Source organism: Embleya sp. NPDC050154 (assembly GCF_044460165.1).
Lineage (GTDB): Bacteria > Actinomycetota > Actinomycetes > Streptomycetales > Streptomycetaceae > Embleya.
The window spans coordinates 1-26,462 of the sequence record NZ_JBITJP010000031.1 but is presented as its reverse complement, the minus strand read 5'-3'; the positions used below and the strand labels follow the sequence as shown (position 1 = coordinate 26,462).

Annotated in this window: 18 protein-coding genes and 4 pseudogenes; 13 read left to right on the top strand and 9 right to left on the bottom strand. The window is 69.1% G+C overall.

From position 1 onward, the window contains the following. Nucleotides 1–67: 67 nt before the first annotated feature. Nucleotides 68–631, bottom strand: coding sequence for a TetR/AcrR family transcriptional regulator (locus ACIBSV_RS42515; protein WP_395872851.1), 564 nt, complete (start codon nt 629–631; stop codon nt 68–70). An 87-nt stretch (nt 632–718) separates the two neighbouring features. Here ACIBSV_RS42515 and ACIBSV_RS42510 point away from each other — a divergent pair, with 87 nt between their 5' ends. Together ACIBSV_RS42510 and ACIBSV_RS42505 are read left to right on the top strand one after the other, a co-directional pair. Beyond that, the gene (locus tag ACIBSV_RS42510; protein ID WP_395872850.1) at nt 719–2,134 is read left to right on the top strand and encodes an MFS transporter; all 1,416 of its coding nucleotides are present in this window, start codon (nt 719–721) and stop codon (nt 2,132–2,134) included. Nucleotides 2,135–2,173: 39 nt separating this feature from the next. Then, nucleotides 2,174–2,542, top strand: coding sequence for a nuclear transport factor 2 family protein (locus ACIBSV_RS42505; protein ID WP_395872849.1), 369 nt, complete (start codon nt 2,174–2,176; stop codon nt 2,540–2,542). A 611-nt stretch (nt 2,543–3,153) separates the two neighbouring features. On the opposite strand, the gene ACIBSV_RS42500 is transcribed toward ACIBSV_RS42505, so the two are convergent. Next, on the bottom strand, nt 3,154–4,461 hold the full coding sequence (locus ACIBSV_RS42500; protein WP_395872848.1) for a GNAT family N-acetyltransferase: 1,308 nt from the start codon (nt 4,459–4,461) through the stop codon (nt 3,154–3,156). Continuing rightward, the gene (rsgA, locus tag ACIBSV_RS42495) at nt 4,458–5,513 is read right to left on the bottom strand and encodes a ribosome small subunit-dependent GTPase A (protein ID WP_395872847.1); all 1,056 of its coding nucleotides are present in this window, start codon (nt 5,511–5,513) and stop codon (nt 4,458–4,460) included. Before rsgA ends, ACIBSV_RS42500 begins: the two co-directional genes overlap by 4 nt. A 1,290-nt stretch (nt 5,514–6,803) precedes the next feature. On the opposite strand from rsgA, the pseudogene ACIBSV_RS42490 reads away from it, so the two are divergent. After that, nucleotides 6,804–7,238, top strand: a pseudogene (locus ACIBSV_RS42490) (Tn3 family transposase); the annotation flags it as partial. Between the two features lie 31 nt (nt 7,239–7,269). Here the strand turns inward: ACIBSV_RS42490 and ACIBSV_RS42485 are convergent. Continuing rightward, nucleotides 7,270–8,019 (bottom strand): AraC family transcriptional regulator, encoded by a 750-nt coding sequence (locus ACIBSV_RS42485; RefSeq protein ID WP_395872846.1) that lies wholly within the window; start codon nt 8,017–8,019, stop codon nt 7,270–7,272. 62 nt (nt 8,020–8,081) lie between these two features. On the opposite strand from ACIBSV_RS42485, the gene ACIBSV_RS42480 reads away from it, so the two are divergent. After that, the gene (locus tag ACIBSV_RS42480; protein WP_395872845.1) at nt 8,082–9,449 is read left to right on the top strand and encodes an MFS transporter; all 1,368 of its coding nucleotides are present in this window, start codon (nt 8,082–8,084) and stop codon (nt 9,447–9,449) included. 190 nt (nt 9,450–9,639) lie between these two features. Here ACIBSV_RS42480 and ACIBSV_RS42475 read toward each other — a convergent pair whose 3' ends face one another. Continuing rightward, nucleotides 9,640–9,852 (bottom strand): hypothetical protein, encoded by a 213-nt coding sequence (locus ACIBSV_RS42475; protein ID WP_395872844.1) that lies wholly within the window; start codon nt 9,850–9,852, stop codon nt 9,640–9,642. A gap of 206 nt (nt 9,853–10,058) precedes the next feature. Here ACIBSV_RS42475 and ACIBSV_RS42470 point away from each other — a divergent pair. After that, a pseudogene (locus ACIBSV_RS42470) lies at nt 10,059–10,280 on the top strand (DUF664 domain-containing protein); the annotation flags it as partial. Between the two features lie 24 nt (nt 10,281–10,304). On the opposite strand, the gene ACIBSV_RS42465 reads toward ACIBSV_RS42470, so the two are convergent. Then, nucleotides 10,305–10,814, bottom strand: coding sequence for an NUDIX domain-containing protein (locus ACIBSV_RS42465; protein WP_395872843.1), 510 nt, complete (start codon nt 10,812–10,814; stop codon nt 10,305–10,307). A gap of 600 nt (nt 10,815–11,414) precedes the next feature. On the opposite strand from ACIBSV_RS42465, the pseudogene ACIBSV_RS42460 reads away from it, so the two are divergent. Beyond that, nucleotides 11,415–11,651, top strand: a pseudogene (locus tag ACIBSV_RS42460) (helix-turn-helix domain-containing protein); the annotation flags it as partial. A 162-nt stretch (nt 11,652–11,813) separates the two neighbouring features. On the opposite strand, the gene ACIBSV_RS42455 reads toward ACIBSV_RS42460, so the two are convergent. Both ACIBSV_RS42455 and ACIBSV_RS42450 read right to left on the bottom strand, forming a co-directional pair. Continuing rightward, nucleotides 11,814–13,286 (bottom strand): SulP family inorganic anion transporter, encoded by a 1,473-nt coding sequence (locus ACIBSV_RS42455; protein ID WP_395872842.1) that lies wholly within the window; start codon nt 13,284–13,286, stop codon nt 11,814–11,816. A 47-nt stretch (nt 13,287–13,333) separates the two neighbouring features. Then, nucleotides 13,334–13,927, bottom strand: coding sequence for a carbonic anhydrase (locus ACIBSV_RS42450; protein WP_395872841.1), 594 nt, complete (start codon nt 13,925–13,927; stop codon nt 13,334–13,336). A gap of 1,125 nt (nt 13,928–15,052) precedes the next feature. Between ACIBSV_RS42450 and ACIBSV_RS42445 the strand changes: the two are divergent. Further along, nucleotides 15,053–16,567 (top strand): annotated as a pseudogene (locus ACIBSV_RS42445) (transposase). A 540-nt stretch (nt 16,568–17,107) separates the two neighbouring features. On the opposite strand, the gene ACIBSV_RS42440 reads toward ACIBSV_RS42445, so the two are convergent. Beyond that, nucleotides 17,108–17,677, bottom strand: a complete 570-nt coding sequence (locus ACIBSV_RS42440) for an NADPH-dependent FMN reductase (protein WP_395872840.1) — start codon at nt 17,675–17,677, stop codon at nt 17,108–17,110. 763 nt (nt 17,678–18,440) lie between these two features. Between ACIBSV_RS42440 and ACIBSV_RS42435 the strand changes: the two genes are divergently transcribed. From ACIBSV_RS42435 to ACIBSV_RS42410, 6 genes are all read left to right on the top strand, one after another. After that, complete coding sequence (locus ACIBSV_RS42435; protein WP_395872839.1) at nt 18,441–19,313, top strand: fumarylacetoacetate hydrolase family protein; 873 nt, start codon at nt 18,441–18,443, stop codon at nt 19,311–19,313. A gap of 4 nt (nt 19,314–19,317) precedes the next feature. Further along, a complete protein-coding gene (locus ACIBSV_RS42430; protein ID WP_395872838.1) occupies nt 19,318–20,547 on the top strand; it encodes a CaiB/BaiF CoA transferase family protein in 1,230 nt (409 codons plus the stop codon). Then, nucleotides 20,544–22,022 (top strand): carboxyl transferase domain-containing protein, encoded by a 1,479-nt coding sequence (locus tag ACIBSV_RS42425; protein ID WP_395872837.1) that lies wholly within the window; start codon nt 20,544–20,546, stop codon nt 22,020–22,022. The genes ACIBSV_RS42430 and ACIBSV_RS42425 overlap by 4 nt, the downstream gene beginning before the upstream one ends. Before the next feature lie 553 nt (nt 22,023–22,575). Then, a complete protein-coding gene (locus ACIBSV_RS42420; RefSeq protein WP_395872836.1) occupies nt 22,576–23,322 on the top strand; it encodes a hypothetical protein in 747 nt (248 codons plus the stop codon). Nucleotides 23,323–23,391: 69 nt separating this feature from the next. Next, entirely contained in the window at nt 23,392–23,802 is a 411-nt protein-coding gene (locus ACIBSV_RS42415; RefSeq protein ID WP_395872835.1) for a RidA family protein, read from the top strand. Nucleotides 23,803–24,177: 375 nt separating this feature from the next. Continuing rightward, the gene (locus ACIBSV_RS42410; protein ID WP_395872834.1) at nt 24,178–25,647 is read left to right on the top strand and encodes an amidase; all 1,470 of its coding nucleotides are present in this window, start codon (nt 24,178–24,180) and stop codon (nt 25,645–25,647) included. The last annotated feature ends 815 nt before the right edge of the window (nt 25,648–26,462 follow it).

Here is a 26,462-nt window from a genome sequence, read left to right as displayed (position 1 = left end):
GACGCCGACGTGAACGGCCCACTCCGCCTCGACAAGCCCAAACGGTCCTCGGTGGCACGGAAAACAGTCAGCGGCCGGCCGCCGCGAGGACGAGTTCGGCCGTCTTCCGGGCCGCAAGGGCGGGGTGGGCGTCGGGACGGGTGACCGCGTGGGCGAGGACGCCGTCGACGAGGACGAGGAGTTGGGTGGCGCCGAGTTCGGGTTCGGGATGGCCGCAGTGGGTCAACTCGTGGGTGAAGAGGGCGTGTAGGCCGTCCTTGTAGCGGCGGATTTCGGCGTGGGCGGGGTGGTCCCGATTCGTGAGGGCCATATCCGCGGAGGTGTAGCGGCAGCCGTTGAAGGCCGGGTCGGTGGTGATCCGCTCCAATTCGTCGAAGACGGCGAGGATGCGCGCGCGCGGGTCGTCACCGGCGGCGTCCATCACCGCGCGGTAGCGGCCCTTGTCGGCTGCGAGACGCAGCACTTCGGCGATGAGGCCGTCCTTGCCGCCGAAGTGCTGGTAGAGGGAACGGCGTGCGACGTCGGCTTGCCTCAGGATCGCGTCGACTCCGACGTGTACGCCTTCACGGTAGGTCAGGTCGCGGGCGGCTTCCAGCAGGCGTTCGCGGGGTCCGGGGCGCGTCGTGCTCATGGGCGGAAGTATCCCATGGAGTTGACAGGTAGATCAACTGGTCGATCTACTCTGCGTATACCGATCGTTCTACCTCCAGGAGCGGCCATGTCCGGGGCAATGACCCTGCCCACCGTGTTGACCGGTGTCTTCGTGACGATCCTCGACTTCTTCATCGTCAACGTCGCCATTCCTTCCGTCGAAAGCGACCTGCACTCCGGATCCACCGCGACCGAGTGGGTGGTGGCCGGGTACGGTCTCGCCTACGGTTCCGGCCTGATCCTCGGCAGTCGGCTCGGCGACATCCACGGCCGTCGCCGCGTATTCACCATCGGTCTGGCCCTGTTCACCGTGGCCTCGGTCGCCTGCGGGCTCGCTCCCGACGCGAACACGCTCGTCGCCGCCCGCATCGCGCAGGGCCTCGCTGCGGCTGTGCTCTCCCCGCAGGTCCTGGCCATCATCAGGACCGCGTACGTCGGCTCCGCGCAGGCCCGGGCCGTCGGCGCCTACGCCATGACCATGGGTTTGGCCGCGGTGTTCGGCCAACTCATCGGCGGCGCACTCATCCAGGCCGACGTGTTCGGTCTGGGCTGGCGCGCCTGCTTCCTCATCAATGTGCCCATCGGCCTGGTTGTTCTGACGGTCGCCAAGCGCGTGCTGCCGGAAAGCCGCAACGAGTCGGCCGCCCGCCTCGACCCGATCGGCGCCGGGCTGATCACCCTCGCCCTGATCGCCGCCCTGCTCCCGCTGATCGAGGGACGCGAGCAAGGCTGGCCGATGTGGACATGGTTCTCGTTCGCCGCAGCGGCCCTCCTACCCGTCGGCTACGTGCTGCGGCGTCACGAGGCGCCGGTGGTCGACACCGCCTTGTTCCGCGAACGGGCCTTCACCATCGGGATGTTCGCCACCCTGGTGTTCACCATGGGGATGGCCGCGTACTTTCTGGTCTTCGCGCTCTACATGCAACAGGCTCGAGATCTGGACGCGCTCGAGGCCGGACTGATCTTCGCCCCTCTGGGGATGGGCTACCTCACCGCCTCTCTGATCGCGCCTCGCCTCGTCGCGCGCTTCGGCCGACACGTGATCACCGCAGGAGCCGGAGTACGCGCCCTCGCCCTCACCGGCCTCCTCCTCGCGGTTCACCACGACGCCCCGCTCGCCGTCATGGCCCCCGTGCTGGCGGTCGACGGCCTCGGCATGGGCCTTGCCCTCGCCCCGCTCCTGGGTACGGTGCTCGCCGCTGTCCCCCAGCGGCACGCGGGCGCGGCGGCAGGCGTCCTCACCACCGCCCAGCAGGCAGGCGGCGCGCTCGGCGTCGGCATCGTCGGAGTCGTCTTCTACGGAGCCGCCGACAACGGCGACAACATCCCACAGGCATTCGAGCACAGCCTGGTGTACCTGATCGCAGTCGCAGTGGCGCTGGGCATCCTGGTGCGACTGCTGCCCGAACCGCGGGTGACCACCCCCTCACCTCCCCACCGATCCGTGCAGCCGACCCGCCGGCAGCCGACTCCCACGTCCTGAAGCCACTGACCCACGAAATTCCCGAGGAGAACACGAACCATGCGCATCACCGACCCCGACTCCTTCGCCCACCGCTACGTGGCCATGTGGAACGAACCGGAACACGGGGCCCGCCGGTCGGCCATCATCGAATTGTTCGCCCCCGGCGCCGTCCACTACACGCCCACACGCGAGGTCCACGGGCACGCGGAAATGGAATCCCGGGTGCGGGGATCGTACGAGCAATGGGTCAAGCCGGGCGTCCACTTCTTCCGAGCGGCCGGCGCCGACGCCCACCACGACGCGGTACGGCTCACCTGGGAAATGGTTTCCGCGGCCACCGGCGAAATTGCCTCCGTGGGAACGGACTTCATCGTCGTCGACGCGACCGGGCGCATACTCGCCGACTACCAGTTCATCGTGAGCTGACAGATCGGATCGGCCACGCGCGTAGCCGGCCGCATGACTGCCACCAGCGAGTTTCGTATCGCTCGCATGCATCAGGGCACCTACCGCGGCCGCTTCGGAAAGCTCCCTGTCCGTAGCAAGGCGTCCGGGACCAGCTCTGCCCCGGAACGTAGCTCGTAGCCATCGGTCCAGGCGGTTCTTCACTCCGACAGTGTGACGGGACCGCCTGGACCCGGCCGCCTTTCGAACACGGGATCCTTCGCCGCCGGTGCCCTGACGGGCGCCTGCGGCGAAGGATCCCGGAAACGTCGATTCCGCGTCTGCCGGAGCAGCACAAGAGCCTCGCCAAGACCGTCGTCACCTCCGCCGGGGTGCCGGTCCTGCCCAGGTCGCCATCCCCATCCGGCGACCGCGACCCGCTGCGGAACCCTGGAAGTGGACGGTACACCCATGGCCCTGCCGCCCCCGGAGACCCCTGCCCACCGACGCGGAGTTCCACGACAGCGACCGGGCCCGTGTCGATCCGCGTCACGTGTGGCGGGACGGCTCCGATCGTCGTGCCGGTCCGTTCCTCGATGGAAGGGCCTGTGGTGCCCCGGGGGTTCGAGTCCCCCGGGGCACGACGGGAGGGGTCAGACGCCGAAGGCGGCGGGGTACTCGATGGTTCCGGTGGGGACGGTGCGGGTGGTGTCGAGGGCCATGGCCATCATGGCCTCGTCCGGGACCTCGAAGGGTGCGCGGATACCGAAGCCGGAGGCCGGTGTGAAGCCGAACCGCGGGTAGTAGTCGGCGTGTCCCAGGACGAGGACGAGGTTTTCGCCCATGGCCCGGGCCGCGTCGAGCCCGGCACGGATCGCGGCGGAGCCGGCGCCGGTGCGCTGGGCCGAGGGCACGACCGCGCAGGGTGCCAGGGCGAGGGCGGGTGCGCCGTCCACGTGGCAGCGGGTGATCAGCGCGTACCCGGTCGCGGTGCCGTCGGGGGCCGTGCTGACCATGGACAGTCCGTCGATCCACGCCTTCGGGTCGGCGCGCAGGGCGTCGACGATGTCGGCCTCCAGGCCGGTGGGGAAGGCCGCGAGGAGGATCTCGCGGATGGCTGGGAGGTCCTCGGTGGTCTCGGGGCGGGTGGTCCAGGTCGTCATGGTCTCGTCCTCGGTGGTGTGGGGGGTGTGGTCGTGGGGGCGGAGGATGTAGAGCGCGTAGTCGTAGTCGCCGCCGTGTTCGCGCCGCATGTCGATCTCCGTGCGGTGTGCGGCCAGGGCCTGCGACATGCCGGGGTGCCGCCGGTCGGCTCGGTCCATGCGCTCGGTGAGCGGCGTGTAGTACTCGTCCCACCAGTCGCTTTCGGGCAGCGGGCGGTGCGCGTGGAGGCGGTAGCCGGCGGCCCGGGCGGCGGCGGTGTTCGCGGCGTGGGTGCGCAGCGGGTAGACCGCGTCCCAGTAGGCGCGCACCGGGTCGGCGGGGTGGGGCACGGTCCATTCGATCTCGGTGAGGACGATGACGCCGCCCGGGGCGAGCAGGCGACGCCAGGCGCGCAGGGCGACGTCGAAGCCGATGGTGTAGACGGACCCTTCGGCCCAGATCACGTCGAAGCCGTGGTCGGGGACGGGCGGTCGGTCCATCGAGCGGTTGACGACCGTGATCCGGTCGCCCAGGCCCCGGCGGGCCGCTTCGGCGGCGAGGCTGTCCAGGAACGGCTGGTGCAGGTCGACCGCGGTCACGTGCGCGCCGGCTTCTTCGGCCAGGAGCAGTGCGGAGCGGCCGGGGCCGCAGCCGGCGTCCAGGATCCGCGGGTGCTCGGGCAGCGGTCCGGCCATCTTCAATGCGTGCCGTGTGGTGGCGTCCGAGCCCGGGCCCTGCCGGGGCAGGCCGTGGTGCAGGGTGAAGAACGCCTGCGTCACCGGGTCTCCGCCGTGGGTGGGGGTGTCGTTGTTGGTCATTTCCGGTTCTCCCGGAACCGGTAGGTGGCGCGCAGGTGGCGGGTGATGTCTTTTTTGGTGGCCTCGCGGTCGGCGCGCAGCCGGGCGTCGGTGCGGGAGGCGGAGTAGGCGTTCTCGCGCAGTAGTCGGTGGTAGCTGTCCAGACGGCGTCGGGGGATCTCGCCGGTCTCGACGGCGGCGAGCACCGCGCAGCCGGGTTCGTTCTCGTGTGCGCAGTCGGTGAACCGGCAGGTCTGTGCGAGGTGTTCGATCTCGGCGAAGGTCTGTTCCAGCCCGCTGTGGGCGTCGTGGAGACCGATGGCGCGCAGGCCGGGGGTGTCCATCAGGACCCCGCCGCCGGGCAGCGGGAGCAACTCCCGCCAGGAGGTGGTGTGTCGGCCCTTGCCGTCCGCCTCGCGGACTGCGCCGGTGGCCAGCCGGTCCTCGCCGAGCAGCCGGTTGCCCAGCGTGGACTTGCCCGCTCCGGAGGGGCCGAGCAACACGACGGTGCCGCTCACGACGGCGGTGAGGGTGTCCAGGCCCTGTCCGGTCACGGCGCTGGTGACGAGGACGTCCACACCGGCGGCCACCCCGGACACCTGCTCCTCCGCGGAGGCCGGGTCCGCGCATGCGTCGGCCTTGGTGAGCACCACGACCGGCCGGGCGCCGCTCTCCCATGCCAGGGCGAGCATGCGTTCGGTCCGACCGTGGTTGAGCGGTGCCGCGAGCGAGACCGTCACCACGACGGTGTCGACGTTGGCGGCCAGGACCTGGCCGTGCGAGGTACGCGAGGAGGACGAGCGCACCAGGGCGGTGCGACGTTCCAGCGTCGCGTGCAGCACCGGGGCACGGCCGTCGGCGGGGCGCAGTGCCGCCCAGTCTCCCGTGCACGGCGCCGACGACGGGTCACCGTGATCGGCGGTGCCGGGAATGTCCGCGCGGAGGATTCCGGCGTCGGTGACCGCCTGGCACGAGCCGCGTTCGGCCCGCGCGATGCGGGCGGGGATCAGTCCGGCGGCGCGGTGGGGCGCGAAGGCGTGTTCACACGCCTCGTCCCAGCCGTAGTCTGCCAAGGAATGCGGTTGAGGATGCTGTGTAAAGGATTGAGACAACGTAGGGACCCTTGAAAAGGGACCCCGATCGGCACAGTGGATCGCCTACCGCGAGCTGTCGAAGCTCGTGCGGGGGCATCGCCGTCAGGTCAGACCGGGGCCCGGGACGTGAGGATGGTCCGGCGGGCACTGCACACGGCAGCGGCCTTGGCGACAGACATCAACTCACCCCCCTTTTCGGTCCCGCAGCGACCTGGTTGTTGCTGCGCCAGTGAGGTTAGCGCCATTCCCGGTTTCGGACAACACCCGGAACGGAGGTGCGTCGGCGCACGGTTCGGCTCGGGCGGCGCGGTCGCGTGCGGCGACAGGTCGAGCCCAGTGCGTTGGGGCTGGCCGGGCAGGAGCAGGCAGGCGGCCGTCGCCGCGCGGAACGGCTCCGGGTGGCGTCCTTCGCGGGGCTGTAGCCGAATCCCCCAGTCCGGCCACAGGAGTTGGGGGACGAACCTGCTGCGATCTCGCGAGGCTTCGTCGCGTGGCAGACGGGCGGTGGGCAGCGGGGTGCGATGTCGGATGCGGTCGACGAGGTCGAGTCGACGTCGGCGGCACGCAGGAGCGGGCCCGTGCTTGTTCGGACAACCGGCGCCGGCTCCCAAGGGGCATGCCGTCGGGGACGACCCGGGTGGTGATCCGGCCTCGCCGGCGGATCGCCCGCAACTCCGCGATCGTGGCCGCCTACTCGCCGGCGTCGAGCAGGCGCCGCGCCCAACGGCTTCCGTCTCGTCCAGGGCCAGTGTCCAACCCCGGACCCGCCCACTCGTGGTCAGGACCATGCCGGCCGCCGGCTCGCCCACGCTCATCCTCGACCGGCCCGGATGCCCGAAGAACTCCAGCATCGCCCGGTTGAAATCCCGCATCCCCGTGCTCCCGGTCAATCCGATCCGGGATACCGGCCACCGCTCGTGCCCGGACGCCGTGTACTCGCCCTCCTCCGCAACCGTCCGCCGGTGGAACGCCCGGCCCATCGCCAGCACCGACGTGCTCTTGCCCAGCCGGGGAACACGTCGACCGCCGCCGCGCCCTTGGCCTTGTCACCGTCCTGCGGATTGCTGTCCAGGATGTCCCACAAGTCCTCGTGCTGCGCCTCCAGTTGCGGCGTCCTCAAAGACCCGAGGTTGGCGTGCCAGACGCGGCGGGCCCGGTCGAAGGCGATCCTGGCCGCATCCGGCAGAGCACGCAGCTCGACCCTCGTCAGGGACTCGGGTTGCGCCCGGGCGGGCGCGTTGAATGGGGAATCTGGACGGTACCGCCGCGCGGCTGGCGGAGTTGTCGCGGTACGGGGTGGACGGCAAGGCGATGCTGCTGCGGCGGCACGGCGATTCCCGGCGGTTGGCGACGTTGCCGGCCACTGCCGTGTATCCGACGACACGGGTCGTGGACGATGCGCTGGATCTGTTGGAGGTGCTGATCGCCACGAAGCTGCCGGCGAAAGCCGAGCGGGAGACGGTGAAGGGCAAGATCAAGACGCTGCCGAAGGTGGAACGGGCGTCGGCGAAGCCGGCGACCGCCTTTCAGGTCGTGTTCGACACGACCTCGAAACGGGTCGACACCGACACCGGCGAGATCCACAGGCCCGCCGTGGGGTCGTTCGAGGCGATGTGGCGGCGCATCGAGGCGGTGGTGCCGCGCCGGGAACCGGCCGCCGCGATCGCGGCGCTGTTCGAGTTGACGCCCCCGCCGGACTCGGACGGGACGAGGCGTGCCTGCCCACCGGAACAGTTCAACGACTGTGCAGGTAGCGCCGGGGCGTGGTGCCGACCGTGCGGCGGAAGGCTGCCAGGAACGCGCTCGCCGTGGCGTATCCCACGGCGTGCGCCACCCGTGAAACCGGCTGCCCCTCGGCCAACAGCGGCAGCGCGGCCTGCAGCCGCACCTGGGTTCGCCAATGCTCGAAGCTCATGCCTGTGTCCTGCACGAACAGCCGCGTCAACGTCCGTCGGCTCACCCCGGCGGCGCGGGCGTGCGCCTCCAAGCTGCGGGGGTCGGCCGGATCCGCCAGTAGCGCGGCCGCCACTGCCCGGACGCGTTCATCGGTAGGTTGCGGTACGTCGATGGGTCGGGTGGGCAGCGGGTGCAGCAGGTCGGGCAGCAGAGCCTCGGCACGCCGCCGCGCTTCGTCGGCGAGGTCGGTGCGGGCGAGGTACCCGATCAGCTCGGCCAGCAGGCCGTCGACGCCGACCGCGGTGGGTTCGGGCCAGTCCAGGGGGCAGCGTTCCGGCGGCAGGTACAGGCTGCACAGCACCGCGCCGCGGGTCGCGCCGGTCGTGTGGGTGACGCCCGCGGGCAGCCACAGCGCCCTGGTGGGCGGCAGGACCCAGTACACCTCGCCCACACCGACGCTCAGTACTCCGCTCCGAGTCCACGCGAGCTGGTGGTGGGTGTGGCGATGCGCGGGGATCCACTCTCCCGAGGCCAAGGGGAACCGGCCGACGAGAATCGCGCCCACGTCCTGCATGCGGTTGTCCTCCATGCGACACAGTCTGGCCTCATCGCGGATTGTGGCCAAAATACGGCGGATCCTAGTGTGACCGCATGCCCATGATCATGCTGTGCCTGGTCCAGTTCATGCTCGTGCTCGACGACACCGTCGTCAGTGTGGCCCTGCCCAGCATCCGCGACGAACTCGGCTTCAGTGCCTCGGAGTTGCCCTGGGTGGTCAACGCCTACTTCCTTGCCTTCGGTGGACTGCTGCTCCTGTGCGGCCGGATGGCGGACCTGCTGGGCCGACGCCGGGTGTTCCTCACCGGCGTGGCGCTGTTCGGGGCGGCCAGCCTGGCGTGCGGGCTCGCCCAGGAACCCTGGCAACTCGTCCTCGGGCGGTTCGTGCAGGGCGCGGGCGCCGCGATGGCCGGCCCGGCGGCCATGTCGATGATCATGCTCATGTACCCGGAACCGAAGGAGCGGGCCAAAGTCCTGGGCATTTGGGGCGGCGTCGCGGCCCTGGGCGGGACCTCGGGCCTGGTCCTGTCCGGAGCGCTCACCGACCTGGTGTCCTGGCGCGGGATCTTTCTGATCAACCTGCCCGTCGTCGCCGTGGCCCTGGCGCTGCTGCCCCGTCTGGTCCCCGAGTCCCGCGCCCCCGGCCCGCGCCACCTCGACGTTCCCGGCGCCGTCCTGCTCACCGGCGCCGCGGTGTCGCTGGTGTATGGCCTGCTGCGGTCAGGCGAAACCGTCTGGAACGATCCGATCGTCATCGCCGCCCTCACCCTGGCGGCCGTCCTCGCAGTTGCGTTCCAGCTGGCGGAGTCGCGGGCGGCGGCGCCGCTGGTGCCGAGGTCGTTCCTGCTCTCGCGGACGCGCGCAGTCGCCAACGGCGCGACCTTGTTGTTCTCCATGGCGATGTACGCGATGGCGTTCCTCCTGATGATCCAGGTGCAGACCGCCCTGGGGTACAGCCCGCTCCTGGCCGGCATCGCCTACCTGCCCTACGGCGCCGGCATCCTGGCGGGCATGTGGATGTCCTCGCGCATCTGGCTCCGGATCGGGACGCGCTGGGCACTGCTGCTCGCGTTCGCGATCAACGTCGCCGGCCTGCTCCTGCTCTCCGGCGTGGCAGCCGGCGACTCCTACGCGGCCCACGTCCTGCCCGGCATGCTCATCCTGAGCGTCGGCAACGGCCTGAGCCTGCCCGTCCTCGCCGCGGCCGCGGTCGCCGACACCACCGAGGACGACGCCGGCCTCGGCTCGGCCCTGTTCACCTCAGTCCAACAGATCGGCGGCGCCGTCGGGGTGGCCACGCTGGCCGTCATGGGCTACCCACGCGGCCTCACGGTGGGCGCGATCTGCGTGGCGCTCGGCGCCCTGCTCATCGTCGCCCTGCTGCCGCGCTCCGGCGGCCGGCGGCAGCACACCGGACATGAGGGCGACGACCGAAGCGTCCCGGCAGCCGCTCCACGGTGAGGATCCGGGCCGCGGTGCCGGCCCGCACCGCGATACATCGTCGCGCCGGCGCGGTCGACGATCGTGCCGTTTGGACTCACGAAATCGCGCACCACCCGGCCGGTCCGTAGGTCCGCAGGCGAGGCAGTCATCCCACGGTTCCGACAGTTGATCCAACCGACGGCCCCACGCCTGATCGAATTACCGGAGCTCAGCGGGGTCGGGAGCTTGGACCGTGCTTGCCGGAGACCGGGATGCAGATCGGGTGGCCGTGGCGTCGGGTCGCGGGGTGGAAGCCGTTGGACACGGCGTACGGAGAGGTGTCGCCTGCCGGGGCATCCCGGCGCCGGGTCGTCGAGTCGGTGGCGCGCAGTTCCCCGGCGATCCCGTACGTCACGGCCCGGGCGGGGGCGTTTGACGTCACCGGGGTACATTCAACGAACACCCGGGTGTCCCCCTGCTATCGACGCACCGCCGAAGTACGCACTTCCTGGGCTCGCGAGTGCTGGTCGGTCTTGGATGCTTCGCCTCTACCAAGCATCCCGGAGCACACCATGACGGTGGCGGGCCGGGGTCCACTTCTCGGACCGGGGGTGGCCCGCGAGCACGCGTCCTTGCCATGATCGCCCGGTGACCGACGACCGGCGCATACACCCCTCGAAGGTGGCCGACGACCGTGCGTCGCTCATCTCGTTCCTCGACTACGAGCGGGCGACACTGGCCATGAAGTGCGCGGGCCTGACCGGCGACCGGTTGAAGCGCAAGGTGCTCCCGACCTCGGGGCTCACGCTCCTGGGCCTGGTGCGGCACGCGGCCTCCGTCGAGCGGACCTGGTTTCGCTCCATCGTTTCGGCTACTCGCGCGCGATTGAGCGATTCAAGCAGGGTGTTGAGGGTGGTCGGAGTCCGACTCGCGTGTGAGCCGGGCAAGGTGGGCATCCAGGCGTTGGACACGCTCCGGGAGGGCGTCCCGCAGGTTCCACCAACGGATCGCCGCGATCTCCTCGTTGGCCCGGAACTCCCGAACATCCGCGATGCGGCCCGCGAACAACGCCGCGTACTCGGCTCGCCCGTCGGGCGCCAGGATGAAGCCCGCGTAGCCGACGAACCGCAAAGGACCGTCGGACTCCTGACCGCTCTCCTCCCACAACTCGCGCACCGCCGCCCCGCGCGGAGACTCGCCCACCTCCACCCGGCCACCGGGAAGTTCCCACCCCCGCCGGAACCGATCGAAGACCATCAGGACACGATCGCCGTGCCACAGAGCCACCAACGCCGCCGGCAACGGCGCGTCCGACGGCGGCGCGCCCTCAACGCCGCCCACAAAGCAGACCAGGACGTTGCCCCGATCATCGACCGCGAGCGGCGGGATTCCGAAGACAGGCACCTCGCCATGATTCCCGGCACGTCGTCGGGCAAGCCCGATCGAGCACGATCGCAACGCCACCACGCGTCGAGGGGGTACCGCAACACTGTTTTCCGCGGGGATCCCACCACCGGCGTGAGGAAACCCCGTGCGCGATCGACCGAGCTCGCGAGCAGAGCCACCGGCCCACCGACCCCTCTGCGGTGCCCGGGGCCGGGGTCCGGTCGGGTGTGGGTCGATCCCGCCGGCCCGGCGAGAGGCTCGAAGGCCCGGATCAGCGCGTCCAACGCGGCCGTGACCGCGCCGAGTTCCCGGGCCGGGCGCCGTTCGACCGACACGCCCCCGGTGAGCCGTTCGCTCCTGGAGGCACTGCCGAACCTGTTGGTGATCCGCGCGGACGAGTGGGATTGCCCGCTGATCCCGTTGCTCACGGCCGAGATCGCCAAGGAGATCCGGCCGGGAGGAGTTGCTCGACCGGCTGTTGGACCTCTTGCCGATCGCGACCCTGCGGGCGTGGTTCGGACGTTCCGCGGCGGACGCCCCGGGTTGGTACCGGGGGCGTCGCGACCCGATCGTCGGTCGGGAGGCCCCGTGCTTGATCCACAACTGCCCTGAACTTCCGTGAAGCGTCGCCTCATTGGCGAGTGCGACGGGGTGTCGCGGGCCTCGTTCACGCGGCGGTTCACCGAGCTGATCGGTGAACCGCCGATGGCGTTCCCGAGCCCGTGGCGCCTCGCGCCGGCCGCCGACCTTTTGTGTGATCCGCAGGCGACCGTCGGCGCGGTGGCCGAGAAGGTGGGCTACCGAAGCGCGTTCGCGCTCAGCACGGCGTTCAAGCGGGTCCGGCGGGTGCGCCCGCGCGAGCACCGCATTCGGACCCTGCGGCGCGAGGGGGCCGGCCTGGACGGCTGCGAGGGAGAGCCACCGGCCTGGCACGCACCGAGTTCCACCCGGCCGCCGGTGCTTGCATCACGTCGACCGGTGGCCGATCCCCTCGCACTCCCCGCCCTGGCCGGTGGTCTACCCGGCGGGACCCGACTCGGGCCGGGCATTGACCCTGACCGGCTCGACACCCTCGGCGCTGTGGCGGGCGGCCCAGTTCTCCAGGGATGTCCGGCACGCGTGGTCGAGGTGGCGCAGGCCGGACATGTGTACTTCGATGGGCCGGTTCTGCGGCAGGGCTTCCAGCGCGTCGAGGATTTTCGGCAGTCTCAGGAACGTGGCGTTTCCGCTCAGGTGGGCCTGGATGGGACCGGCGCCCTTGTCTATCACGTCCACGCGCACGTGGGAGGTGTCCCAGGCCGTCTTGGCCACGGCCAGGGCGAGCCCGATGAGAACACCCTCGAACATGCTCACCGCGACGATCGCGACGGCGGTGACGACCAGGATCAGGGCCTCGCCGCGGTGGCCAGGCCACAGTTGCCGCAACGCCGCGACGGGGATGAGCTTGCAGCCCGCGTGCACCAGGACACCGGCGAGCGCCGCGAGCGGGATGACACCGAGGGCCGCGGGCAGCAGTGCCGCGAACAGGAGCAGCCACACGCCGTGCAGTACGCGCGACGCCTTGGTCCGTGCGCCGGCCTGGACATTGGCGGCGCTGCGGACGATGACCGCGGTCATCGGCAGCGCGCCGAGTGCGCCGCACAGGGTGTTGCCCGCGCCCTGTGCCATCAACTCCTTGTCGTAGTCGGTGCGTTGTCCGTCGTGCAGTCGGTCCACCGCGGCCGCGCTGAAAAGGCTCTCCGCCGAGGCGATGAGGGTGAACGCGAGGACCGTGCCAATGAGGCCGACGCCCGCGAGCTGCCCGAAGTCGCCGACGTCCGGCGGCTGGATGGCCCCCTGCAGGCCCTGCACCTCGATTTTCGCGACGGGCAGCCGGAAGAGCATCGAGGCGGAGGTCGCCAGAGCGACAGCGGCGAGCGGAGCCGGGACGACCCGTGCGCGCGTGGGAAGCTTCTTCCACAGTACGAGCACCGCGATCGTGCCCGCCCCCAGCGCGAAGGCTGCCTGCGCGCTGCCGGAACGCGCCGTGTCGAAGAGCATGTCGGGCAATCCGGCGATCTTCGCCGGTCCTCCGGAGGGGGCTTTCGCGTCGGCCATGGAGTAGAGCTGGCCGGCGATCAGGACCAGCCCGATCCCGGCCAGCATGCCTTCGACGACCGCAACGGAGATCGCCCTGAACCATCGGCCCAGGCGCAGGGCACCCATGAGCAGTTGGAGCAGCCCGGCTGCGAGGACGATGACGCCGAGGAGAGGCAGACCGTACTCCTGTATGGCCTCGTAGACGAGGACGGTGAGCCCGGCGGCCGGGCCGGAGACTTGGAGGCTGCTGCCCGGCAGCAGACCGGTGAGCAGGCCGCCGACGATGCCGGTGACCAGCCCGAGTTCGGCCGGGACGCCGGATGCGACGGCGACGCCCACGCACAGGGGCAGCGCGACGAGGAAGACGACGAGGGAGGCGGTGAAGTCGCGCCGCAGATCGAAGGAATCCACGTTCCTGGGGCCGCGGAGCAGGGTCGGCCACCGCCTTTCGGGCGCGCTCACAGGGCGAGAAAGCTGTCGGCGTGTGCGCGGTGGGCGAGCACGGAACCGGTGTGGACCTCGTAGAACCAGCCGTGCAGGCGCAGTCGCCCGTCCGCCGGCCGGCGGGCGACGCACGGGTAGGCGCGCAGCCGCTCGAGCTGGTCCAGGACGTGGGACTGCACCGCCTCGGCGATATCCGGGGGTCCGGAGTCGATGCCGTGGGGCAGTGGTGCCGCCTGCCGGAGCCAGTCCCGGACGGCGGGCAGCGCCGTCAGGTCCTCACTCCGCGCCATCGCGCCGACCGCGCCGCAATGCGAGTGGCCGCACACGATGATGTCGGCGACGTCGAGCACCTCGACCGCGTACTCGATGGTGGCCGTCTCGCCCGCCGGATGCGACTGGTCGTGGCGGGGGACGATGTTACCGGCGGTGCGCAGCTCGAAGAGCTCCCCGGGGCGAGCCCCCGTGATCATGGAGGGAATGATCCGGGAGTCCGAGCAGGTGACGAACAGGGCGTGCGGCGACTGCCCTTCGGCAAGCCGACTTAATTCCTCGTGCCGCTGGGCTGCCCGTCGCGGGAATGCGCGGGCGTGGTCGACGAGATGCTTCATGTGAGGGTGCCTCCTGAGCGCCCTGTGGGCGCGTCGGTGTGACGGATGCGTCGGGGAGCGACGCAGATCGTGACGGGCGTGAGGGAGTGCCGCTGCCGGCGAGTGTCCGGTAGTGGACGTGCAGCGGCACACGGTGGGCGAAAGCGTGTTCGGGGCGAGCGGAAGCCCAGGCGGGCAGGAATCCCGGAGGTGGGCAACCGCGCTTCGATTCAGCGGCCGAACACCCGGAGAACGCCGGACGTTCTCTCCCGCGGGGATCTGGGCCCGGCGAGCCGCCGGGCTGCGGAAGCTGCCGGGGCCGGCGTGGCGGGTCCCGAGACCGTCGACACGACGGGCTCCGCCGTTGGACAGGACAGGTCCCGAACACTCGGGTGTCTGCGGTTTCGGCCGTACCCGGCCGTCGCTTCGGGTGGGAAGTGGCCGCACGACGAAACGGTTTGGGGTCGTGCGGCGACGGGTGCGGCCACGCGCGCGCCCGATCCACCGGCTCCGTGGGCGCGCACCCGCCGCTCCGGCTCCATCTTGGCGGGCACGGCCCCGGACATCTGGACCATTCTGGCTCGGGTCACTCCTCGGCTCCTCGTGCAGCAGAGTCGGGCCGGACTCGGGTCGGAAGGTGGGAATGCTGTGGACGATTCGCCCCTGCGATCTCCACAGCTACGAGCATATTAGTGACTCATAGCAAACAGCTCGTAAACGCTGGGCAACCTGTCGGAATCAGGCGGTCACGCAAGGTGGTCGTCAGCGTCGCGTCCGCTGCAGAGTCGCCTCGGTTTGCGCTCGGGACGCCCGAATGCTTGTGCGCATGGACGAGTTCGGCCGGACTGAGCTTGCTCCGCTTTGACGGACACCGTCGTTGTGGTGGTCAGGCCGCGAGTACGGCTTCGTATTCGACGGGTGTGCGGTAGCCGAGGCTGCTGTGCAGCCTGCGGATGTTGTACCAACCTTCGATGACCCTGTTCCTCAATTGAGTGAACCTGGGTGATCTTGCAGTTACGCGGGATCTGCGGGATGGAGCCTGAAGTCGCGGCCTGTCAGGGGTGTTCGTCGTGCGGTCGCGGGACGGGGTGGTGTGGTGTCGATGGGTCGGGGTTCGGGTCGGGGGGGGTTCCCGAGGCAACGCGGATGGTCGCGCGCGCGGCGTTCCCGAAGGGATGCCTGGCGATGCGAGTGCGGGATCCGCTCGGCCCGCTGTTCGACGACGAGGACTTCCGATCCGCGTTCGGGGTCCGGGGCCGTCCGGGGGGTATCGCCCGGGCAACTGGCGCTGGTCTGCATGCTGCAGTTCGCCGAGAACCCAACCGATCGCCAGGCCGCTCATGCGGTGCGGGCGAGGATCGACTGGAAGTACCTGCTGGGCCTCGAACTGGCGGATCCCGGCTTCGACTTCACCGTGCTGACCGGGTTCCGGGATCGGCTTGTGGCTCACGGCCTGGAGGAGAAGGTCTTTGATCTCCTGCTGGAACGACTGGCGGACCTGAAACTGGTCGCGTCCGGAGGCCGGCAGCGCACGGACTCCACGCATGTGCTTGCCGCGGTACGGGATCTGAACCGCCTGGAGTTCGTGGGCGAGACACTGCGTGCGGCGCTGGAGGCGATCGCGGTCTCGGCACCCGGCCGGCTCGTCACGTGGATGGATCCGTCCTGGCAGGGACGGTACGGAGCCCGGGTGGACTCCTATTGCCTGCCGAGCGAGGAGGACAAACGGGTCCGGCTCACGGAGCGCATCGCCGCCGACGGTACCTCCTGCTCGAAGCGGTCGTCTCTCCTGCGGCCCCCGGTTGGCTGCGGGAGGTCCCCGCGGTTGGAATCCTGCGGACGGTGTGGATGCAGCAGTTCAAGCGGACGGTAACCGACGGGGTGCAGGAGGCGGCCTGGCGGGGGCAAGGACGATCTCCCGCCCAGCAGAGACAGGATCACCTCGCCGTATGACCCGGACTCCCACTGCGCGGTGAAGCGCGGCTCGGCCTGGGACGGCTACAAAGTCCACTTCAGTGAGACCTGCGACAGCCCCGAGTCCGGCCGCCCGCACGTGATCACCCACGTGGTCACCACAGATGCCACGGTCGGCGATGCGGTGGTTGTCGATGCGATCCACGACCGGCTCGATGACAAGGGACTGCTGCCGGCCGAGCGCCTGATGGACGCCGGCTACGTTTCCGCGGAGCTCCTGCTGACCGCGCCGACCGAGCGCGGCGTCCGCCTCACCGGCCCCGTCAGGCCGAACACCACGCGTCAGCCAGTTCGGGCCGCCGGCTTCGGAAAGATGACCTTCGCCATCAACTGGGTCTCACAACCAGCCACTTGCCCCAACGGTTCCACCAGCCGCTACTGGACCGAGGCCACGACCACAATCACCGGCCGACGATCCGCATCCGCTTCGCCACCGAGACGTGCGCCCCGTGTCCGGAGCGGAAGGCCCGCTACGCGGTTCGCTCGGGCGTGAAAGCCACGATCCACCAGGCCGTCGCAGCCACCGGCGCCCGCCGGACACGCTATATCGGACTGCCGAAGACGCGCCTCGCCCACATCTTCACGGCCACAGCCATCAACCTCATCCGCCTCGACGCCTGGTGGAACGAAAAGCCACTCGCGCTCACCCGGACATCACACCTCGCAGCCCTCGACCTCGCCGCGTAGAGCTACTGGGCAACAGGGTCATCGAGGGCCACTACAACCGCCGACGCCTGCTCTCCGGACTCGGCTATCGCACGTCCCACGAAGTCCTGTGCCCAGAGCGGGAATTGAACCTCGTGGCATAGCACAACAGCAATCAACCCGTTCGGAAAACGCGGGGCTCCTCAGGCGGTTGATCAGGATCCTGTCCTCCGCACCCCGGACGGCGTAGCCGGGGGCCACGTAGGAAGCCATCCGACAACCCACTGCCGCGGAGACCACCGTGAATCACTCGATCACCTGCCCAATGGCCCGGTCCGCTTTCCCGAGCACCCGCCGGGCGGATCCTCCTCCCACCGAGCGCTCGCCCGGGGCGCCGCGCGCCAAGGTCGCGGACGGCGACGTGACGGCGGATCTGACCGTCCCGTCCGATTTCCCCGCGCACGCGTCCGTCCCGTAACGCTCGCCCGAACAACTCGGCTCTCACCCCGAAATCGCCGGCGCGGGGAATGGCCACCGTCGAACACGATGCACGGACCCGCAACGCGCGGTGAACACAGCTGATCAGAGCTCGTCACCCAAGCGCAGTGATCGCAGGGCCGCGCCCCAGGCAACCACCTGATCGAGCATCGAGCCCGCCGCCGCGTACTGGTGTTCGCGCGGTCGCAACTCGGTCTCGTCGACATAGTCCCCGTGGATCGTGAGCGCCACCTGGGCCGCCACGTCCGCAACCTGGAGTCCGCCCAGGACGAGTCTGAGGTGTTCCACGGCACGCGTGCCTCCGTCGTAGCCGTAGCTCACGAATCCGGCGGCCTTGTTGACCCACTCCGCGTAGAGAAAGTCGATTGCGTTCTTCAGCGCTCCGGAGGTGGAGTGGTTGTATTCCGGTGTCACGAACACGTAGGCGTCGAACGTCGCCATCTTCGCGGCCCATCGCTTCGTGTGTTCGTGCCTGTAGTCGTCGACAGCCGCCGGAATCGGCTCGTCCAGGAGAGGGAGTTCGAAGTCGCCGAGGTCGACGATCTCCCAGGTCGCGTCAGCGCGTCGGGACGCTGTCTCGTGAATCCAGCGGGCCACCGCACCGGCCCGGTTCCCGGGTCGGGTGCTTCCCACGACGATTGCCACGTTCAACATGGAGACTCCAGCTCTCTGTTCGTACACATGATCAATGGATCCGGGCGGCCGTAACCGCATGACCACAGGTCGGCCGCCGTACCTGCCCGCCCGTGTTTGGGAGGTGGCTGTCACCGCCGGGAGAGCGGTTCCAGGAGGTGGCGGAAGGCGTTGGTAAGGCCGAACGGACCTGACCGGCCCGCCCGAGGCCTGACCTACAACACGGAAACGTCCGTGATCCGACGCCGGATCACAGAGTGGTCGACGAGCGTGACGCTGCCGTGGGGCAGCGGCCAGACCGTCATCCGCAGCCGTCTCGACGAGTCTGAGACCGGCGACGAGCCGACGTGCCGAGCGCTCGGTCGATCGGCGAGAGGTCGCTTCACGCCGCGCCTCACTGCCGTCCATGAGAATCCGCTTCAGCCCTACATACTTTGTAGGACTTAAACATCCTCTGCTGCGGCGGATCCTCTCGTCAAGTGTTCGCGTGATGCGATCGGGTCCCGGCTGAGACGCCGCGGTCGTCGAACGCGCGGACAGAACCCCGAACCGGCCGCATGACCCCGATCACCCGGGATTCGAGCTTGCTTGCCCTTGCGGCTCGAGGGCCCGGCCTCGAGGTCTCGACCTCGCCGTTCGGCAGTGACGGCGAACACTGTCGACTCGAAAAGAGCTGGTGCTTTGTCCTACGTATGATGTTAAGGTCTGCGACTGCGACATCCACACAGCCCGCGCGCCCTTCGCGTCAGCGTCCTGGCGCACCATCGGTGAGGAGATCAATCGCATGAGCATCGTCGGAGTCCGGCACCCGAACGGCGCGGTCGACGTCGGCCGACTCGGCGAGGACGGCGCCACGGTCACCGTCCTCGCAAGCCTCGAAGAATTCTGGCGGGCGCCCGGGAGGTATCTGGCGAGCCCGACCCCCGACGACGCGGTGGCGTCGACCGATCTGGAACTGGTCCCCCCGGTACTTCCCGGTGCCCGGGTTTTCTGCGTCGGCCTCAACTATCGAGAACACGTCGAGGAGGGGTCCTACCGCGACGCCGAATCGCCGCGACACCCCACTCTCTTCGGCCGGTGGCCGGACACTCTCTCGGTGTCGGGCAAGGATGTGCCGGTGCCCACGGGAGAAGACGGTCTCGACTGGGAGGGCGAGGTCGTGGCCTGGATCGGATCGACGCTCACGGACAGCACGCCGGACGCTGCGCTGGCGGCCGTCGTCGGCTATTCCACGTTCAACGACATCACCGCCCGGCGCGCCCAAAAACTCACATCCCAATGGACCCTGGGCAAGAACGCCGACGCCTCGGGCCCCCTCGGCCCCCTGGTGCCGGCCGCCGACGTCGGGGACCTGCGCGACGGCTTGCGGGTGCGGACCCGGGTAAACGGCGAAGTCGTCCAGGACGGCAGCACCGACCAAATGATCTTCACCGTCGGAGACACGCTCGCTCACATCTCCAGGACGACGACGCTGCGCCCCGGAGACCTTCTCGCGACCGGCACCCCCTCGGGAGTCGGCTACGCACGAACGCCTGTGTGGCTGCTGCGGCCGGGCGACATCGTGGAGGTCGAAGTCGAGAAGCTGGGCCGCATACGCAACCGGATCGTCGGCAGCGAGGCGCGCCGACACCCGACCGGCCCGTCCGGGACGGTGTGACGCGATGATGCATCGCAGTGGCCCCCTCGACGATCTCCTGGTTCTCGACCTGTCACGCGCGCTCGCAGGTCCGCACGCCACGATGATGCTCGGCGACCTGGGCGCTCGCATCATCAAGGTGGAGGCACCCGGGCGCGGTGACGACACCCGCGGCTGGGGCCCTCCCTTTCGATGGCCCTCCGCGGACGGCCACGCGGGCACGGATGCGGACGCCGGACCCGCCGACGAACAACGGCGCGAATCCACCTACTTCCTGTCCGCCAATCGCAACAAGGAGTCGATCGCCCTGGACCTTCGCGACGAGGAGGACCGGGAGACCTTCCTGGCCCTGGTCGACCGCGCGGACGTCCTCGTCGAGAACTTCCGCACCGGCGTGCTCGAACGGCTCGGCCTGGGCATAGCGTCCCTGCACGACCGCAATCCCCGCCTGATCGCACTGTCGATCACCGGCTTCGGGCACGATGGACCCGAAGGCGGTCGAGCCGGCTACGACCAAATCGCCCAAGGCGAGGCGGGGCTGATGTCGATCACCGGATCCGGCCCGCAGGACCCCCAGAGGGTCGGCACACCGATCAGTGACATCCTCGCCGGCATGTACGGCGCCTACGGCGTATTGGCGGCGCTCCACGACCGTCGACGAACCGGGATCGGCACCCTCGTGCGCACATCCCTGCTCGCCGCGACCGTCGGGGTCCACGGCTTCCAGGGCACACGCTGGACCGTGGCCGGCGAGGTGGGACGCGCGCAGGGCAACCATCATCCCTCGATCTCGCCTTACGGACTATTTCGATGCGCCGACGGGACCGTGCAGATCGCGGTCGGCAGCGAGGGCCTGTGGCACGACTTCTGCCATGCTTTCGGCCTCGCTCCGAACGAATCCGGTGTCGCGACGAACGCTGAGCGCGCGCGGGACCGGGAGCGAGTCGTCGCCCTCGTGGAGGAGGTGTTCGCGGACAGGAAGGCCGCCGAACTGTTGGCGAGACTGGCCGAGGTCGGCATTCCCGCAGGCCGGGTCCGAACGCTCGACGAGGTCTACACATGGGAGCAGACCGCGAGCCAAGGGCTGCTGATCGATGTCGAACACGCCACCCTCGGCAGACTGACCCTGCCGGGTCCGCCGCTGCGGTTCTTCGACATCGACGGCGGCGAGACGACCGGGACCACCCACGATTCGCCACCCGTGCTCGATGAGCACGGCGACGAGATCCGCGCATGGTTGGGGGGACCCGCGTGAGCGATCGTATGACGGCCGGGGATCTGCTCGATCTCCTCTTGGATCAGGGTTCGTTCGAGTCGTGGGACGAGCCGGTGGATCACTTCGACCCGGATTCTGCGTATCGCCGGCAATTGGAGTCCGCAGCGGAACGCTCGGGGACGGACGAGTCGGTGGTCACCGGTCGCGGATTCGTTGGCGGTCGGCCCACGGCGGTGGTGGTGAACGAATTCCGCTTCCTGGCAGGATCGATCGGACGCGGCGCGGCCTTGCGCATCGTGTCGGCCGTTCGCCGGGCCACTGCCGAGGGCATTCCGATCATCGCGGCCACGGCCTCGGGCGGTACCCGAATGCAGGAGGGCACGCCCGCGTTCGTCCACATGGTCGACATCAGCCGCGCGCTCATGGAGCACCGCGCGGCCGGACTCCCGTACCTGGCCTACCTCCGCCATCCCACGACAGGCGGCGTGTTCGCGTCATGGGGCTCTCTTGCCCACTTCACCATGGCCGAGCCAGGGGCCCTGATCGGATTCCTCGGGCCCAAGGTCTACGAGTTGTTGGAAGGCAAACCCTTCCCACCCGGCATCCAGACCACCGAAGCCCTCGCCGACCGCGGCATCGTCGATGCCGTCGTCCCACCCGAGGAACTGCCGCAATTCGTGGACCGTGTACTGGGGTTGCTCCTCGACCCACCGACGCCGGCGACCCGAGACCGCCGGACCGGCGGAGTCCGCCGAACGCGGTCGACGTGGGAGTCGATCCGGATCACGCGCGGCCCACATCGTCCCGGCGTACACGAGGTCTTGCGCTATGGCAGCGATACCCTGGTCCGCCTGCGAGCCACCGAAGAGTGCGAGCATGACAGCGCCATCACCCTCGCGCTCGCCCGTATCGACGGACAGCCCTGCGTCGTGATCGGCCAGGACCGCGTCGCCCAATCGGGCCTCGCCCCCTTGGGTCCTACCGCACTGCGCGAGGCCCGGCGCGGGATGCGACTGGCCGACGAACTCGGTCTCCCTCTTGTCTCGTTCATCGACACCCCCGGCGCCGAACTGTCACCCGAGGCCGAACAGGGCGCCCTGTCCGGCGAGATCGCCCGATGCATCGGGCGCATGTCCACGATGCGCGTTCCAACGGTGTCGGTACTGCTCGGGCAGGGCTGCGGTGGCGGAGCGCTGGCCCTCCTGCCCGCCCATTTCGTGATCGCGGTGGAAAACGCGTGGCTGTCACCGCTTCCGCCCGAGGGCGCCAGTGCGATCGTGCACGGCGACCTCGACCATGCGGCTGAGATGGCCCAAGCGCAGCGAGTCGGCGCGATCGACCTGCTGCGGGACGGCACGGTTCACCACATCGTGCCCGAATACGCCGACGACACCCCCGAAGCGCTCGCCTGCGCGATCGGCGCCGAGATCGGGGCAAGGCTCACCGCGCTGCGTTCGAGTACGGCGGGAACCATGTCTCCGCCACGGTTTCGGCGCCCTGACGAGGCACGTTAGCGATCGGGTCGGAGCACGGTGCCCCGAGCGGGGTGACACCACCCCAGGTCAACTGTTCTACAGGTATGAAAGCCATGCCGGACCCGGAGGCCGAGAGCCCCGGCCACGTTGGGATGTTCCTCGCGCTCCGAACCCCGGGGGGCGCATGTGACGTCGTTCCCGGACAGGGTTCGTGGCGACCTCCGGGCCTTGATCTACGACGGCCGCCCGCACGCCGTGTCGGCTTGTGTTCGACGCAAGAAGATCTCCGAGCCACCTATTGAACTTTGTAATACAAATGCCTAGTATCCTACGTACGTGCCTCCTCGCCGCCGCGCAGGAGAAAAGTGGGGCCACTCGGGGGCTGCTTCCGGAGAATCCGCCGGGAGTTCCGCGATGCCACTCGAGCCCCGGAAATCGCCAATGCACTCGAACCTACGCGAAGCAATCCGGTACGTGCGCAATGATCCGAGGGGCGACTTCCGAGAATTCCGCGCCCGGAAGGCTCCATGCGTGGGACTGCCGAGTCGACCGACTTGGATACCGAGCACGATCACATAGTGAGGAGAAAATGATGAAGGCAGTCGAGTTCGCCGCCGGCGGTTACCGATTCATCCAGGTGGACGGAGTCTTTCAATTCTCGAGCGGCGTCCGTGCGGAATCGGGCCACACCATGGTGCGGGCGCAATTCGTGAATCCATTGCCACTGGCGGACGGTTTCGCCGCGGTCGAGGCCCATCTGGCCTCGATCGGGCGACCCACCACCGCATTCAGCGCTTGCGAACTGCGCTCGCCCGCCCCGTTCACCGAAAAGGGCTTCATCGAATTCAACCGCCTCTACGTGCAGACCCTCGAACGCTGGGGACTGTACAGCGACGGCGTCAACCCCGTCGCACGGACCAACGTCTGCCCACAGCACAATCCACCCCCGGTTGCCTCGCTGCATGCCTTCTCGTACACCATCCCGTCCGGCACGGCTTCGCCGACCTTCGTGCTGGCCGGCAACGCCGAATGCGCCCAAGGCCCCGGCGAGTACCGCGACAGCATCGTCCGCCGTGGCGAGACGGGCCTCGACGCCATGCGGGAAAAGCTCAGGTTCGTACGGGCCGAGCAGGAACTCCGGTTGCGGGTCCTGGGCCTCGGCTGGTCGGACGTGCTGCACACCGGGGCCTACACCGTCCACGACATCGGTCCGCTGATTCGCGAAGAACTCCTCGACTACGGAACCGGATCGATCACCTGGCACCCGGCTCGTCCGCCGGTCGAGGACTGCGAGTACGAGATGGACGCGCGCACCACATCGCACCAGATACTGCTGTGACCGTCCCGGCGCAGCAGGTCCCTGAAAACTGTCGACTCAAAATCCCCTCCCTTTGAAGTGGAGATTCTCATGGCAAAGCAGAAAGTGAGCTCCGCCCAGCTCAGCAGGCCCAGCGGGCATTTTTCGCAAGGAATTTCCGTCGATGTACGCGGGCGGTTGGTTTTTCTCTCCGGGATGACCGCACGTGGCCTCGACGGAACCGTTATCGGCAAGGGTGACATCGAGGCACAGACGCAAAAGGTCTGCGAGAACCTGCAAGCGGCCATGGCGGCCGCCGGAGGCTCGATGACCGACATCGTCAGCGTCACCGTATTCGTCAGGAACACCGAGCACTTCGCTGCGATCCACCGGATTCGCCGCCAGTTCTTCGCGGACCCCCCGCCGGCCTCCACCCTTGTAGAGGTATCGAAATTGGTCGATCCCGAGATGCTCATCGAGATCAACGCCATCGCTGCCATCGAGGATGGAGCGCAGGTGTGAGGCGCGCTGCATCCAAGACACTTCCGGTGCCGAACTTTGCTCGGATCTCTCGCGTCGGCTTCCATCACGAGGAACACCGCCTCGAGGCGAGCAACGACGTTCGGGACCACCCCGTGATGTTCCTGCGCACGCCCGCATCGCGAGCCACGAACGAATCGCCGAGGCCACAGCCCCTTGCCGTCGTCATCGGCCGACCCGGGCGCCGCATTCTTCGGCAACTGACCTGGAGCCACGTCTCGGCGTACAGTCGCTATGACGACGGGGGCTCCCGCCGAGGCGCCGGTGCGCGTAAGGCGCCGCAAGTGGGTTCGCGCCCCGGGTACACCGTCGAGGTGCGGATCGACCAGGCCGGAATCCCGAGGAACACGATCGCTGATGACTGAAGGACTCGACGGCGCGGCCCGAAATCATCTCGAAGACACAGGAATCGCCGCACTCGGATCGATGCTCGCCGACGGCCTGCTTTCGTCCGAGGAGCTCTGCCGGACGCTGCTCCATCGGGCGCGCCGACTGGATCCGCAGCTCAACGCCTTCATCTCCCTGGCTCCGGCCGCGATCCTGTCCCAAGCCAGGGCAGCAGACGAGGAACTGCGTAGCGGAACCAGACGCGGTCCCCTGCACGGGGTACCGATCGCGGTAAAGGACAATATCGCCGTTCGGGGGGAGGTCACGACTGCGGGCTCCAAAGTCTTGGCCACGAATCGACCCGCCGAGGACGCAGTCGTCGTGGAGCGGCTTCGGGCCGCCGGAGCCATCATTTTCGGGAAGACCAATCTGCCGGAATTGGCCTACGGGCCCCTGGAAACCTATCCCTTCGGCTCCACCAAGAATCCGTGGGATCGCGGGCGCTACGCAGGCGGGTCAAGCGTGGGATCGGGTGCCGCGTTGGCAGCCCACCTGGTGCCCGGAGCCCTCGGGACCGACACCACCGGATCGATCCGAAACCCCGCGGCCTGGTGCGGAGTCGTCGGGCTCAAGCCGACGTACGGCAGTGTTCCCCTGGCCGGGGTGTGGCCGCTGGCGCGCTCGCTGGACCACGTCGGGCCGATGGCGCGATCCGCGCGCGACTGTGCCCTGCTTCTCGACGTCATCGCGGATCCCCCGCCTGCGGTCGGGCCGACGGCCCGCAGCGGAGGAGTACCGCCGAGCTACACCGCGGCTTTGGAGCAGCCGGTGCGGGACCTGAGGGTCGGGATCCTCCGCGGCACGCCGTGGGAGCACTGCGACGCCGATGTTGCCGGCGTCCTGGAAGACGCGTTCACCCTCCTCGGCGACCTGGGCATGGAACTGATCGAGGTCGAACTTCCGAGCTGGGAGGCGGCAGCGGCCGCGGTCAGCGTGATCTTGACCTGCGAAGCCTCCGTGGAGTACGCGCCTATGCTCGTCGACAGAGCGGCCGACCTGACCCCGCAGGTACGTGAACGTCTGGAAGCGGGTCTCCTGTTGCGGATGGCCGATTATGCCGCCGCCCGTGAGGCGACTACTCGGTTGGCGAGTGAGCTGAAAGAGGCGTTCTCCGCCATCGATGTCCTCGCGTTGCCCACTCGGGCGCAAACCCCGCCCAGGGTCCACCCCAGTGGCCGCCTCCTCGACCCCCTCGGCTCTCCATTCCACGTCTCGCCGTTCAACGCCGTAGGACTGCCGGCCCTGACCATCCCGTGCGGTTTCGACTCCCAAGGCATCCCGGTAGGTCTTCAGCTCGCGGGTCCGCACTGGAGCGATGGCACCCTTCTCGCCGTGGCTGACACCTACCAAAAGCACACCGACTGGCACACACGAGCGCCGAATATCGTTGCAGCCGACCCCGTGAGCGCGAATCGACGTTGCGACGGAATCGAAGCCTGAGCATCCGACGGGGTCTTTCACCATGATCGCGCGGGTCCCCCAGCCCAGTGAACAGGAAGCTCCGGCGTCGAGCGGTCGACCCCGGTCGACGCCGCGCCGAAAACCCGAACATGATCTCGACCCCGGCAGGATCGCCTCTTGCCGGGGTTTCCGTGTTCGCCGGACAGCGGCGCCGAAAGCTTCGAATCATCGGGTAACGCGGGAGACAGAAATAGCGGCGGTGACGAGCGTCTTCGCTGGATCACGCCGACGTCGAGTCCCCGAACATGTCGTCCCGTCTCAGCGCCTCAGTAGAGGACTTGCGTCGCCGACCGGCCACTCGAACCGACGCGTCGGTCGAACCGACTCGACGGTGCCGCGACGAATCCGGTCCACCTCAGGCTCGCCCACACCGCAACACCACCTGCGGGCCACGGCGCCTTCTACGACGCACTAAGCAGCGGCCGGATCGACGAGGAATACCCGCGGGCCGTCCCGACGGGGCCTGTCGTTGCCCCGATGCGCGGACGACCGGATCTGTCCTCCCCGTGGCTGCGCTCGGACACTCCACCGGCGCGGAGCGGCTGCGCCGCCACCGCCCAGGGCCGGGCGAAAAGCGATCCGAGCCGATACCCGTCCGGCGTCGACCCGGCGCATGATTGCGTTGCGTACATCCTGCGCGGCTCGTCGGTGACGAAGGCGACGCTGTGACACTCGGCGCCGCGCGGCGGCGCAGGTTAACCTCGATCGTTCATGAGTCCTCGTCGGTTCGCTGACGGGGACTCTGTGCTTGTGAGGTGGGTCTTTTTGATGCTTGGGCATGCCGGTGGCCCGAT

What these genes read in the sequence shown, in the direction of transcription:
- ACIBSV_RS42440 (WP_395872840.1), bottom strand. Translation starts at nt 17,677, where the DNA reads ATGTTGAACGTGGCAATCGTCGTGGGAAGCACCCGACCCGGGAACCGG.
- ACIBSV_RS42505 (WP_395872849.1), top strand. Translation starts at nt 2,174, where the DNA reads ATGCGCATCACCGACCCCGACTCCTTCGCCCACCGCTACGTGGCCATG.
- ACIBSV_RS42410 (WP_395872834.1), top strand. Translation starts at nt 24,178, where the DNA reads ATGACTGAAGGACTCGACGGCGCGGCCCGAAATCATCTCGAAGACACA.
- ACIBSV_RS42430 (WP_395872838.1), top strand. Translation starts at nt 19,318, where the DNA reads ATGATGCATCGCAGTGGCCCCCTCGACGATCTCCTGGTTCTCGACCTG.
- ACIBSV_RS42450 (WP_395872841.1), bottom strand. Translation starts at nt 13,927, where the DNA reads ATGAAGCATCTCGTCGACCACGCCCGCGCATTCCCGCGACGGGCAGCC.
- ACIBSV_RS42420 (WP_395872836.1), top strand. Translation starts at nt 22,576, where the DNA reads ATGAAGGCAGTCGAGTTCGCCGCCGGCGGTTACCGATTCATCCAGGTG.
- ACIBSV_RS42510 (WP_395872850.1), top strand. Translation starts at nt 719, where the DNA reads ATGTCCGGGGCAATGACCCTGCCCACCGTGTTGACCGGTGTCTTCGTG.
- ACIBSV_RS42415 (WP_395872835.1), top strand. Translation starts at nt 23,392, where the DNA reads ATGGCAAAGCAGAAAGTGAGCTCCGCCCAGCTCAGCAGGCCCAGCGGG.
- ACIBSV_RS42500 (WP_395872848.1), bottom strand. Translation starts at nt 4,461, where the DNA reads ATGACCAACAACGACACCCCCACCCACGGCGGAGACCCGGTGACGCAG.
- ACIBSV_RS42480 (WP_395872845.1), top strand. Translation starts at nt 8,082, where the DNA reads ATGCCCATGATCATGCTGTGCCTGGTCCAGTTCATGCTCGTGCTCGAC.
- ACIBSV_RS42515 (WP_395872851.1), bottom strand. Translation starts at nt 631, where the DNA reads ATGAGCACGACGCGCCCCGGACCCCGCGAACGCCTGCTGGAAGCCGCC.
- ACIBSV_RS42435 (WP_395872839.1), top strand. Translation starts at nt 18,441, where the DNA reads ATGAGCATCGTCGGAGTCCGGCACCCGAACGGCGCGGTCGACGTCGGC.
- ACIBSV_RS42485 (WP_395872846.1), bottom strand. Translation starts at nt 8,019, where the DNA reads ATGGAGGACAACCGCATGCAGGACGTGGGCGCGATTCTCGTCGGCCGG.